The organism is Lelliottia sp., assembly GCF_045627565.1.
Lineage (GTDB): Bacteria > Pseudomonadota > Gammaproteobacteria > Enterobacterales > Enterobacteriaceae > Enterobacter.
Window position 1 is genome coordinate 96,770 of sequence record NZ_JAZQNX010000018.1, and the last position, 12,747, is coordinate 109,516.

Annotated in this window: 10 protein-coding genes; 5 read left to right on the top strand and 5 right to left on the bottom strand. The window is 53.7% G+C overall.

Going from position 1 to position 12,747, the window contains the following annotated elements; all coding sequences use genetic code 11:
- Nucleotides 1-40 precede the first annotated feature (40 nt).
- Both rapZ and npr read left to right on the top strand, forming a co-directional pair.
- The gene (rapZ, locus tag ACKI5T_RS10240) at nucleotides 41-895 is read left to right on the top strand and encodes an RNase adapter RapZ (RefSeq protein WP_015960622.1); all 855 of its coding nucleotides are present in this window, start codon (nucleotides 41-43) and stop codon (nucleotides 893-895) included.
- Entirely contained in the window at nucleotides 892-1,164 is a 273-nt protein-coding gene (gene npr / locus ACKI5T_RS10245; RefSeq protein ID WP_015960623.1) for a PTS phosphocarrier protein NPr, read from the top strand. The genes rapZ and npr overlap by 4 nt, the downstream gene beginning before the upstream one ends.
- A 53-nt stretch (nucleotides 1,165-1,217) precedes the next feature.
- On the opposite strand, the gene mtgA is transcribed toward npr, so the two are convergent.
- The 5 genes from mtgA to lptF all read right to left on the bottom strand — a co-directional run bounded on the left by mtgA (nucleotide 1,218) and on the right by lptF (nucleotide 7,479).
- Nucleotides 1,218-1,943: a monofunctional biosynthetic peptidoglycan transglycosylase gene (mtgA, locus tag ACKI5T_RS10250; protein WP_407437257.1), complete on the bottom strand. Its 726-nt coding sequence runs from the start codon at nucleotides 1,941-1,943 to the stop codon at nucleotides 1,218-1,220.
- A complete protein-coding gene (gene elbB, locus ACKI5T_RS10255; RefSeq protein ID WP_407437258.1) occupies nucleotides 1,940-2,593 on the bottom strand; it encodes an isoprenoid biosynthesis glyoxalase ElbB in 654 nt (217 codons plus the stop codon). The genes mtgA and elbB overlap by 4 nt, the downstream gene beginning before the upstream one ends.
- Before the next feature lie 232 nt (nucleotides 2,594-2,825).
- A complete protein-coding gene (arcB, locus tag ACKI5T_RS10260) occupies nucleotides 2,826-5,159 on the bottom strand; it encodes an aerobic respiration two-component sensor histidine kinase ArcB (RefSeq protein WP_407437259.1) in 2,334 nt (777 codons plus the stop codon).
- Between the two features lie 137 nt (nucleotides 5,160-5,296).
- The gene (lptG, locus tag ACKI5T_RS10265; protein ID WP_015960627.1) at nucleotides 5,297-6,379 is read right to left on the bottom strand and encodes an LPS export ABC transporter permease LptG; all 1,083 of its coding nucleotides are present in this window, start codon (nucleotides 6,377-6,379) and stop codon (nucleotides 5,297-5,299) included.
- Nucleotides 6,379-7,479 (bottom strand): LPS export ABC transporter permease LptF, encoded by a 1,101-nt coding sequence (lptF, locus tag ACKI5T_RS10270; RefSeq protein ID WP_133631569.1) that lies wholly within the window; start codon nucleotides 7,477-7,479, stop codon nucleotides 6,379-6,381. Before lptF ends, lptG begins: the two co-directional genes overlap by 1 nt.
- 267 nt (nucleotides 7,480-7,746) lie before the next feature.
- Between lptF and pepA the strand changes: the two genes are divergently transcribed.
- The 3 genes from pepA (at nucleotide 7,747) to ACKI5T_RS10285 (ending at nucleotide 12,628) form a co-directional block, all read left to right on the top strand.
- Entirely contained in the window at nucleotides 7,747-9,258 is a 1,512-nt protein-coding gene (gene pepA, locus ACKI5T_RS10275) for a leucyl aminopeptidase (protein WP_015960629.1), read from the top strand.
- Nucleotides 9,259-9,329: 71 nt separating this feature from the next.
- Entirely contained in the window at nucleotides 9,330-9,773 is a 444-nt protein-coding gene (holC, locus tag ACKI5T_RS10280; RefSeq protein ID WP_015960630.1) for a DNA polymerase III subunit chi, read from the top strand.
- Complete coding sequence (locus ACKI5T_RS10285) at nucleotides 9,773-12,628, top strand: valine--tRNA ligase (RefSeq protein WP_407437260.1); 2,856 nt, start codon at nucleotides 9,773-9,775, stop codon at nucleotides 12,626-12,628. The genes holC and ACKI5T_RS10285 overlap by 1 nt, the downstream gene beginning before the upstream one ends.
- The last annotated feature ends 119 nt before the right edge of the window (nucleotides 12,629-12,747 follow it).

Genomic DNA, 12,747 nt, shown 5'->3' on the forward strand with positions numbered 1-12,747 from the left:
AGATGGCCTCCACATCTGCAGGCGCGAGGAGAAACGGAACATGGTGCTGATGATCGTCAGCGGTCGTTCGGGCTCGGGGAAATCCGTGGCCCTTCGAGCGCTCGAAGATATGGGTTTTTATTGCGTCGATAACCTTCCGGTCGTGCTGCTACCAGAACTGGCGCGTACGCTGGCTGACAGACAAATTTCTGCTGCCGTCAGCATCGACGTCCGTAATATGCCGGAATCGCCGGAAGTCTTTGAGCAGGCGATGAGCAGCTTGCCAGAAACCTTCACTCCGCAATTGCTGTTCCTGGATGCCGATCGCAACACGCTGATTCGTCGCTACAGTGATACCCGACGTTTGCATCCGCTTTCCAGCAAAAATCTCTCCCTTGAGAGCGCTATCGACGAAGAGAGCGATTTGCTGGAGCCGCTGCGTTCCCGTGCCGATCTGATTGTCGACACCTCCGAGATGTCGGTTCATGAACTGGCCGAAATGCTGCGCACCCGCTTGCTGGGCAAACGTGAGCGTGAGCTCACCATGGTGTTCGAATCGTTTGGCTTCAAACACGGGATCCCTATTGATGCGGATTATGTGTTTGACGTGCGCTTCCTGCCCAACCCGCACTGGGACCCTAAACTGCGTCCAATGACCGGTCTGGATAAGCCTGTCGCGGCATTCCTCGACAGACACACAGAAGTTCACAATTTTATATACCAGACGCGAAGCTACCTTGAGCTATGGTTACCTATGCTGGAAACCAACAACCGTAGCTACCTGACCGTAGCCATTGGTTGTACTGGCGGTAAACATCGTTCGGTGTATATTGCTGAACAGCTGGCCGACTATTTCCGCTCACGCGGGAAAAACGTTCAGTCTCGTCATCGCACGCTGGAAAAACGCAAAACATGACCGTAAAACATACCGTTGAGATCACCAACAAGCTGGGCATGCACGCTCGTCCAGCGATGAAATTGTTTGAATTGATGCAGGGTTTTGACGCTGAAGTGTTGTTGCGTAACGACGAAGGCACCGAAGCCGAAGCCAACAGCGTTATCGCGTTACTCATGCTCGATTCCGCCAAAGGTCGCCAGATTGAAGTCGAAGCCACCGGACCGCAAGAAGTTGAGGCGCTGGAAGCGGTCGTTGCACTGTTTAACTCAGGCTTTGACGAGGACTGATTAAGCCCTTTGCCCTTCGCCCCTTGCATGCATCCAAGGGGCTTGAGATTCACTCAGTACAGTTTATTTCTGGTCATAAACCCTTCCCCACCAAGCTGACGCATCTGGCGCATAATCCACGCCTGGCGGTTACGGACGTATCCCGATGGCGCATTCGCTTTGTAGATAATGGGGTTTGGCAATACTGCGGCCAGCAGCGCCGCCTCTGACTGACTCAGACGACTGGCGGGCTTATTGAAATAGCGCTGTGCTGCGGCTTCGACACCAAACACCCCGTCGCCAAACTCGGCGATATTCAGGTACACCGTCAGGATGCGTTTTTTACTCCAGACCGTTTCCATCCCGACCGTCAACCCGGCTTCCAGCCCTTTTCGTACCCAGCTTCGGCCATCCCACAAAAACAGATTTTTTGCCGTCTGCTGTGAAAGAGTCGATGCGCCGCGTACGCGCTTCTCATTGCGCTCATTATGGGCCAGCGCCTTCTCGATTGCCGAAACGTCAAATCCCCAGTGTTCCGGGAATTTCTGATCTTCCGCCGCAATCACCGCCAGCCCCATCCATGGCGAAATCTCGTCCATGCTCACCCAGTCGGAATGCGCCACATAACCAAAATGACCGGTTAGCCATGCGCTGACTTGACGCTCCACCATCACCGCCGAAAAAGGCACGGGCATAATGCTAAACAACGCGATGCCGCCGCCCCAGAAAACGGCCAGCGCCAGCATCACGCGAATGAAGATTCGCTTCGCCCATGCAACAGGAGAACGTTTTTGACTCACTGGGTCAGCACCAACACACGGTCAACCAGCTTATCAATACCGGTTGCGGCCTCTGCGATGTTTTGCGCCACCATGTAAGCGGGCGTGGTCACGATCTTATTGTCTTCATCGACAACAATATCGTTGACCGGACAAGGAACATGTTCACCGCCCATCTCTTCGATCACTTCCGCCGTGTCGATATCGGTGCCAATGGTCAAACGTAACGGGAAATCAAATATCTTTGGCAGCATGGCGGGCGCGATGCAGATAAAGCCCAGCGGTTTTCCCAACGCATGCATGCGTTGAGCCAACGCTTGCAACGCGCTATCGACGTGGCACTCACTCCCCTGGCTGGCGAAGGTGCTCAAATTTTTTGCCGCGCCAAACCCACCGGGAACGATCAGAGCATCTAGTTCGTCAGCATTCGCCTGCGCGAGCGGCAAGATATTGCCTCGGGCAATACGGGCGGCTTCGATGAGCACGTTACGCGTTTCAGACATTGGTTCACCAGACAGATGGTTAATCACATCCACCTGATTTTTATCCGGCGCAAAGCAAACGGCTTCTGCGCCCTGTTTAGCCAGCGCGAGCAGCGTCAAAACGGATTCGTGGATCTCTGCACCGTCGTAAACGCCGCACCCACTCAGCACTACACCCACTTTTTTCATCTTGCTGTACCTTCTCTCCAACCGTCTGAAGCATATTAAAAATTCTGATTAAAACGCTATGCTTCACACATTTCACTGATTCATGTAACAAATCATTTAAGATTTGCTATCTTAACTGCGTGCGGCCTCATTCTTAAGGCAGCGTCCATGCGAAAACAACACAAAGAATCAGGCGCGGCCACGATTTCCCTGGTGTTGGCGCAGTATTTCGCGCACCCCGGTTTATCCGGGGTCATTTTTTTGTCCTTTCCACCCACGCTTTCAGCACGGCAACATCGTTTTGCCATTCCTGCTTCATCTCTTCAACCCATTCACCCACATTATCTGACCACGCAGGTAAATCGGGAGACTGGATCTGCTGACCCAACTGCTGCAAATGACGCAAACCAATCGACCCGGCGGCACCTTTAATCTTGTGACCTTCTTCGACGATACCTTTCTGATCGCGAGCCGTCAGGTTCGATTCCAGCACGCTTAAATAGCCTGGCATCATTTTTTCGAATACGGCCAGACCATCGGTGATCAGCTTCGGACCCACCAACTCGATATACTGTTCAAGCATGGCGATATCCAGAATCGTTTGCGCTTTTTCGCTATCAACTGACGTCATAGTGCTCTCCTCTTCATCACAGGTATCCCAGAATTTCTTGATCATGGCAGTCAGGGCCGGCACCGCCAGCGGCTTGCTGAGCACATCGTCCATGCCAGCATCGAGGTACTCTTTTTTGTCCTTCAGCACGTTCGCCGTCAACGCGACCAGTGGCGGAAGTTCGTCGCGGGCATAACGTTGCGTCAGCTCGCGCGAGATATCCAGCCCTGTCATGTCCGGAAGCTGAATATCCAGCAGCACGAGATCATATTCACCGGGGGTAAACATCTCCAGCGCGGCGGTGCCGGTCATCGCCACATCGACGCTATTACCCAGTTTTTCCAGCACCGAACGGGCGACAATGACGTTCAATTCAATATCTTCAACCAGCAGCACATGCAGCGCAGGTAATGGCAATTCGTCGTTTTCGAAGGTGTCTTCTACCTCTTCCGCTACCGCCGGGGCATGGACAGTCAGCGTAAACGTTGAGCCTTTACCCTGCTGGCTTGAAACCGTGATATCCCCACCCATGCTTTTTGCCAGGCGGCGCGATACGGCCAGGCCAATCCCGGTTCCCGTCGCGGGTTTCCCGCCGTTGCTGTCTTTCACCTGATAATACATGGCGAAAATCTTGTCATGCTCATCCTGCGGAATACCGATACCGGAATCTTGCACCTCGAAGTGCAGCATATCGCCCTGGTCAAAACGGATGCGAACCACCACTTCACCCTGCTGGGTAAATTTCACGGCATTGCTGATAAGATTCCACAGGATCTGGCGCAAGCGCGTCCCGTCAGTCACCACTTTATGCGGCAACGGCAATGTTGGCTCAAGCACAAAACGCAGCCCTTTTTGCTGAGCCTGTAAGCCAGAGAGATTTTCTAGATCGGCCAGGAAACCGGTGAAGTCTACCGGCTGGTTATCCAGCTGGACTTTGCGGCGCTCCATCTTATCCATATCGATAATATCATTGAAAATATTACCCAGCGTCACCGCGGAAACATGAATAGTTTTGAGGTATTTCTCCTGTTCGCTGGTTAATTCGGTATCCAGCAAAATACGACTGAGCCCCACGATGCCATTCAGCGGCGTGCGCAATTCATGGCTGATGGTGGAGATAAAGGTGGTCTTGTCACGGCTGGCACGCTCAAGCGCATCCTGATAGCGCTTACGCTCGGTAATATCGCGGCCAAAGCCCATCAGCCCGTGCCGCTTACCGACGCGGTCGTAATACGGTACTTTGCGGATTTCAAAACAGGCTTTGCGACCGTCCGGATAATCCAGCCACTGTTCGTAGGTTAAAGAGACATTGTGACGGAACACTTTCTCGTCGGTTTCAATCACTTTTACCGCAGCCTCTGCAGAGTAAACGTCCTGCGGCTTAAGGTGAATCAGCTGTTTTTCGCTTTTTCCCGTCAACAACTCCATGGCCCGGTTGCAGCCAGAAAATTCTTTATCTTCATTACGATAGAAAACAAGATCGGGTGAGGCATCAAGGAAAGATCGCAGGAATGAGGATTGCTGTTCGAGCTGAATTTGCGTCACTTCGCGTTCTTTCATCTCGATTTTCAGTTGCTCAAGCGTGGCCTGACGTTCCGCTTCCGCCTTCTCACGATCTGAAATTTCCTGGTTCAACTGCGCAATGTTGTCCTTTAACTGCACGTTGAGTTTGAGATCGCGATCGCGCATCTCCTCCAGCTTTTGCACCAGCCTGGAAAGACGCTGGCGCGACTCCTCCAGTTGCTCCACCACCACCGAGAGAAAATAGACGGCCCACGGCGTGATTAACAAACCAAAGAAGATTGAGCGGATAACGTCAATGCTCTCAACCTGCCCGTGCAGCACCATGGTCACGGCCATCTGGACCACAATCGCCAGAACCACCAGCGCCAGGGCCAACAGCAGGGAAAAACGCACCAGGCCGAGCTTCATCATCAGATCGACGTAATACTGCGCCAGCATACGAATTTGCTTCATAGGGGATCCCTTCACAACATCATCGCTCAATCATACTCAAATTTGAGGCAAGACGTTGAAGGTTGTGTGAAAAAGTGCGGAGTGAAACGGGTGAGGAGGCTCACTCCCGGCGATGCGGGAGTGAGTAAGTCAGGAAACTAAGAGCGTCTTAGGAGTAACCAGAGGCTGATCAGGAAGAACGAAGCGCTTGGAAGCAGTGCGCCAATCAGCGGCGGAATGCCGTAGACCAGCGTCAACGGACCGAAGATCTGATCCAGCACGTAAAAGACGAAACCGAAGCTGATCCCCGTCACCACGCGCACGCCCATTGCCACGCTACGCAGCGGCCCGAAGATAAACGACAGCGCCATCAGCATCATCACCGCCACCGACATCGGCTGGAAAATTTTGCTCCACATGTTGAGCTGGTAACGCCCCGCATCCTGGCCGCTCGACTTCAGATACTTCACGTAGTTGTGTAAGCCACTGATCGATAACGCGTCTGGATCCAATGCCACTACACCCAGTTTGTCTGGGGTCAGATTGGTCTTCCAGGTGCCTGATACCGTCTGAGAACCGGTAATTTGCTTAGGATCTTGCAGATTAGATTCATCCACCTGCGACAAACGCCATACCCTGTTTGCAGAATCAAATTTTGCCGTCGCCGCATACCGGACGGACTGCAAACGACGATTATCGTTGAAAGCGTAAATACTCACGCCGCCCAGTTCATCGTCGCCCTTCACGCGTTCGATATAGACAAAATTATTGCCGTCTTTTGCCCACAAGCCCTGCTGAGTGGACATCAACGAGCCGCCGTACATGGCTTGCGCACGGTAATTACGTGCCATCTGCTCGCCCTGCGGTGCCACCCACTCGCCAATAGCCATGGTCAGTAACACCAGAGGAATAGCCGTTTTCATGACTGACAGCGCCACTTGCATACGGGTGAAACCCGACGCCTGCATCACCACCAGCTCACTGCGCTGCGCCAGCATTCCCAGACCTAACAATGCGCCAAGCAGCGCGGCCATCGGGAAAAAAATCTGCACATCTTTCGGGATGCTAAGGAGGGTATACATCCCCGCACCCAGTGCGTCGTAACTGCCCTGCCCGGCCTTTTTCAGCTGGTCAACAAACTTGATGATGCCCGAGAGCGACACCAGCATGAACAACGTCATCATGATGGTGGTGAAAATAGTTTTACCGATATAGCGGTCAAGAACGCCAAACGCCTGCATTACACCGCTCCTTTACGCATTAAACGGGCACGGATGCGACGCATCGGCACGGTATCCCACATGTTCAATACAACCGCCAGTAGCAGGTAAAGACCGTTGACGGCCCATGTCCAAATCATGGGATCGATCTTACCCTTTCCACCGTTAGACTTGATGGACGTTTGCAGCAGGAAGTACACCAGATAAAGCAGCATGGCCGGTAGCATTGACAGTACACGGCCCTGACGAGGGTTAACTACGCTCAGCGGCACGACCATCAGCGCCATCATAAACACGGTGAATACCAGCGTCAGACGCCAGTGCAATTCTGCGCGGGCGCGATTGGTATCGGTATTGATCAGCGTGCGCATGTCCATCTGCTCAGTATCTGTCGGGTCGAGAGCCACGTTTTGATGGCCAACAACCGCCTGATAGTTCTGGAAGTCCGTAATACGGAAATCGCGCAGCAACGCTGTGCCTTCAAAACGCGTCCCCTTATTCAACGTCACAACCTGAGAGCCGTCTTTACGTTGTGTGAGTTGACCGGAATCAGCCACCACCACCGACGGGCGTGCGTTGCCTTTCGTACGAATTTGCGCGAGGAACACGTCGTTGAATCGGCTACCGTCGACGCTCTCAATAAAGAGCACGGAACTGCCGTCAGAAGCTTGCTGGAACTGACCTTGCGCCAAGGCAGCCATGCCTGGGTTAGCTTTTGCCTCTGCGAGCACTTCGTCCTGATGTTTTGAAGACCAGGGCCCTGCCCACATGACGTTCACCGCCGCCACGATACCCGTGAACAGCGCCAGTACCATCGCGGCTTTCACCAATACGGCTTTGCTGAGGCCGCAGGCATGCATGACCGTGATTTCACTTTCGGTGTAGAGTTTGCCCAGCGTCATGAGCAGGCCGAGGAAAAGGCTTAGCGGCAGAATAAGCTGCGCCATTTCAGGCACGCCTAATCCGAGCAGAGAAAGCACCAGATTTGTTGGGATTTCACCGTCAACAGCCGCACCGAGGATCCTGACCAGCTTCTGACAGAAAAAGATCAGAAGCAGGATGAAAAGGATGGCCAGTTGGCTCTTGAGCGTCTCCCGTACCAGATATCTTATGATTATCACTTTAAATACGCCCGTAAAAACCCGTCTCTTTGCTGGAATATTGCTTGTTTCATGGCTTAAAGGTCATTTATTCTCTTGAGTCGTCGAAATCACCGCTAAAATTAAAAAACCCGGCGGATTCGCGCTTCAGGAAATTTTTTTGAACTGCCGAAACCGTAGTAACGTAAGATTAACACGAAGTCACCACAACAGCGGACATGAGTTACGAAAGGTTGCAATTCTATCCGTAGCCGCCGTCGTTGTCTTTAAGATTCAGGAGCGTAGTGCATGGAGTTCAGTGTAAAAAGCGGTAGCCCGGAGAAACAGCGGAGTGCCTGTATCGTTGTGGGCGTCTTTGAACCACGCCGTCTCTCCCCGATCGCCGAACAACTCGATAAAATCAGTGACGGCTATATCAGCGCCCTGCTTCGCCGTGGCGAACTGGAAGGCAAACCTGGGCAGACGCTGTTGCTGCATCATGTTCCAAATGTGCTGTCCGAACGCATTCTGCTGATCGGCTGTGGCAAAGAGCGTGAGTTGGATGAACGTCAGTATAAACAAGTTATTCAGAAAACCATCAATACGCTGAATGATACTGGCTCGATGGAAGCCGTCTGCTTCCTGACCGAACTGCACGTTAAAGGCCGTAACACCTACTGGAAAGTGCGCCAGGCGGTTGAGACAGCGAAAGAAAGTCTCTACAGCTTTGACCAGCTGAAAACCACCAAAAGCGAACCGCGACGTCCGCTGCGTAAGATGGTCTTTAATGTGCCTACTCGTCGCGAACTGACCAGCGGCGAACGCGCGATTCAGCACGGTCTGGCGATTGCTGCCGGTATCAAAGCAGCAAAAGATCTCGGCAATATGCCGCCGAATATCTGTAACGCGGGCTACCTGGCTTCTCAGGCACGTCAGTTGGCGGATTCGTACAGCAAAAATATCGTGACCCGCGTCATCGGCGAACAGCAGATGAAAGAGCTGGGAATGCACTCGTACCTTGCGGTCGGCAACGGTTCCCAAAACGAATCGCTGATGTCAGTAATTGAGTACAAAGGCAACCCATCGGAAGATGCGCGCCCAATCGTGCTCGTCGGTAAAGGGCTGACCTTTGACTCCGGCGGTATCTCCATCAAACCTGCTGAAGGCATGGACGAGATGAAGTACGACATGTGCGGCGCTGCGGCGGTGTACGGTGTGATGCGTATGGTGGCCGAGCTACAGCTACCGATTAACGTTATCGGCGTGCTGGCAGGCTGCGAAAACATGCCTGGCGGCCGTGCCTATCGCCCTGGCGATGTCCTGACCACCATGTCTGGCCAGACAGTCGAAGTGCTGAACACCGACGCCGAAGGCCGTCTGGTGCTGTGCGATGTGCTGACCTACGTTGAGCGCTTCGAGCCTGAAGCGGTTATCGACGTCGCTACGCTGACCGGCGCCTGCGTGATTGCCCTGGGCCATCACATCACTGGCCTGATGTCGAACCACAACCCGCTGGCGCATGAGCTGATCGGAGCCTCCGAACAGGCTGGCGATCGCGCGTGGCGTCTGCCGTTGGGCGATGAGTATCAGGAACAGCTGGAATCCAACTTTGCGGATATGGCCAACATCGGCGGTCGTCCGGGTGGTGCTATCACTGCGGGCTGCTTCCTGGCGCGCTTCACCCGTAAGTACAACTGGGCGCACCTCGATATCGCGGGCACCGCATGGCGCTCCGGTAAAGCCAAAGGCGCGACCGGTCGTCCTGTCGCTCTGCTGTCACAGTTCCTGCTCAACCGCGCCGGGTTTAATGGCGAAGAGTAAACTAATCGTATGCCCGACCGGCGCATTGCCGTCGGGCACTACGTTTAAATTCACCACAAGAAGCCCCATATATGAAGAATGCAACGTTCTACCTTCTGGACAATGATACCCATCAGGATGGTCTCAGCGCCGTTGAACAACTGGTGTGTGAAATTGCCGCAGAACGTTGGCGAAATGGAAAACGTGTACTGATTGCCTGCGAAGATGAACAGCAGGCTATTCGCCTCGACGAAGCGCTGTGGGCAAGACCGCCCGAGAGTTTTGTCCCGCACAATTTATCGGGTGAAGGACCACGCGGCGGCGCGCCGGTGGAAATAGCCTGGCCGCAAAAACGCAACAGCAGCGCACGCGATATCTTGATTAGCTTGCGTACGGGCTTTGCAGATTTTGCCACCGCTTTCACAGAAGTGGTAGACTTTGTCCCTCACGAAGATTCTCTGAAACAACTGGCGCGCGAACGCTACAAAGCGTACCGCCTGGCTGGTTTTAACCTGAATACGGCAACCTGGAAATAATGGAAAAGACATACAACCCACGAGATATCGAACAGCCGCTTTACGAGCACTGGGAAGAGCAGGGCTATTTCAAGCCTAACGGCGATGAAAGCAAAGAGTCCTTCTGCATCATGATCCCGCCGCCGAACGTCACCGGCAGTTTGCATATGGGTCATGCTTTCCAGCAAACCATCATGGACACCATGATCCGCTACCAGCGCATGCAGGGGAAAAATACCCTGTGGCAGGCAGGTACTGACCACGCGGGTATTGCGACCCAGATGGTGGTGGAGCGTAAAATTGCCGCTGAAGAAGGTAAAACCCGCCACGACTACGGTCGCGACGCCTTTATCGACAAAATTTGGCAGTGGAAAGCAGAATCTGGCGGCACCATTACCCGTCAGATGCGTCGTCTCGGCAACTCCGTGGACTGGGAGCGCGAGCGCTTCACCATGGACGAAGGCCTTTCCAATGCCGTGAAAGAAGTGTTCGTCCGTCTGTACAAAGAAGATCTGATTTACCGTGGCAAGCGCCTGGTAAACTGGGATCCAAAACTGCGCACGGCAATTTCCGATCTGGAAGTGGAAAACCGCGAGTCGAAAGGCTCGATGTGGCACATCCGCTATCCGCTGGCCGATGGCGCAAAAACCGCAGACGGTAAAGATTACCTGGTCGTGGCGACGACCCGTCCGGAAACCCTGCTGGGCGATACCGGCGTGGCTGTTAACCCGGAAGATCCGCGCTACAAAGATCTGATTGGCAAGTTCGTCATGCTGCCGCTGGTGAATCGTCGCATCCCGATTCTGGGCGACGAACACGCTGATATGGAAAAAGGCACCGGCTGTGTGAAAATCACCCCGGCGCACGACTTCAACGACTATGAAGTTGGCCGTCGTCACGCCCTGCCGATGATCAACATTTTTACCTTTGACGGTGACGTCCGCGAAAGCGCAGAAGTGTACGACACCAAAGGCGAAGAATCTGACGTTTACCCAAGCGATATTCCGGCGGAATTCCAGAAGCTGGAACGTTTTGCCGCGCGTAAAGCGGTGGTTGCCGCCATCGACGCGCTTGGCCTGCTGGAAGACGTTAAGCCACACGATCTGACCGTTCCTTACGGCGACCGTGGCGGCGTGGTTATCGAACCGATGCTGACCGACCAGTGGTACGTACGCGCTGACGTGCTGGCAAAACCTGCGGTTGAAGCGGTTGAAAACGGCGACATTCAGTTCGTGCCGAAGCAGTACGAAAACATGTACTTCTCCTGGATGCGCGATATTCAGGACTGGTGTATTTCTCGTCAGCTATGGTGGGGTCACCGTATCCCTGCGTGGTACGACAACGACGGCAACGTGTTTGTCGGCCGCACCGAAGAAGAAGTGCGTCAGGAAAATAACCTCAGTGCAGACGTTGCGCTGCGTCAGGATGACGACGTTCTCGATACCTGGTTCTCTTCCGCATTGTGGACCTTCTCTACGCTCGGCTGGCCAGAGAACACCGACGCGCTGCGTCAGTTCCACCCAACCAGCGTAATGGTGTCCGGCTTCGACATTATCTTCTTCTGGATCGCCCGCATGATCATGATGACCATGCACTTCATCAAAGATGAAAACGGCAAACCTCAGGTTCCGTTTAAAACCGTCTACATGACCGGTTTGATTCGTGACGATGAAGGTCAGAAAATGTCCAAATCCAAGGGCAACGTTATCGACCCGCTGGATATGGTTGACGGTATCTCTCTGCAAGATCTGCTCGAGAAACGTACCGGCAACATGATGCAGCCGCAGCTGGCGGAAAAAATCGCTAAGCGTACCGAGAAGCAATTCCCGGACGGCATCGAGCCGCACGGCACCGACGCCCTGCGCTTCACCCTGGCGGCGCTGGCTTCTACTGGTCGCGACATCAACTGGGACATGAAACGTCTGGAAGGCTACCGCAACTTCTGTAACAAACTGTGGAACGCCAGCCGCTTTGTGCTGATGAACACCGAAGATCAGGATTGCGGCTTCAACGGCGGTGAAATGACACTGTCGCTGGCGGATCGCTGGATCCTCGCGGAATTCAACCAGACCATCAAAGCATACCGTGAAGCGCTGGACACTTATCGCTTTGATATCGCGGCAGGTATCCTGTACGAATTCACCTGGAACCAGTTCTGTGACTGGTATCTGGAGCTGACCAAGCCGGTGATGAACGGCGGCAATGAAGCGGAACTGCGCGGAACGCGCAACACGCTAATCACCGTTCTGGAAGGTTTACTGCGCCTGGCGCATCCGATCATTCCATTCATTACCGAAACCATCTGGCAGCGCGTGAAGGTTATCAAAGGCATTACTGCCGATACCATCATGCTCCAGCCGTTCCCGGAGTTTGATGCCGCGCAGGTGGATGAAGCTGCAGCTTCCGATACCGAATGGCTGAAACAAGCGATCGTTGCCGTGCGTAATATTCGTGCGGAAATGAACATCTCCCCGGGCAAACCGCTGGAACTCCTGCTGCGCGGTTGCAGTGATGCGGCGGTTCGTCGTGTTAATGAGAACAGCAGCTTCCTGCAGAACATGGCGCGTCTGGAAAGCATTACCGTGCTGCCAGCCAATGAAAAAGGTCCGGTTTCCGTGACCAAAATCATCGATGGCGCCGAGCTGCTGATCCCAATGGCAGGTCTTATCGACAAGGACACTGAGCTGGCGCGTCTGGCGAAAGAAGTGACCAAAGTCGAGATCGAAATTGGCAAAATCGAAAGCAAACTGTCTAACGAAGGTTTCGTGGCACGTGCACCAGAAGCGGTTATCGCGAAAGAGCGCGAACGCCTGGTAGCTTTCGCTGATGCAAAAGCGAAACTGATCGAACAGCAAGCGGTTATCGCTGCGCTGTAAGGCCTTAACCCCTTACCTGTTCGCAGGTAAGGGGACTCCTCCCTGAAATATCCTCGCTTGCACTCCCTTTTCTGCGATGCTATTAACTGCAACTGTGTGTCAATTTTTGTCATGAGCCA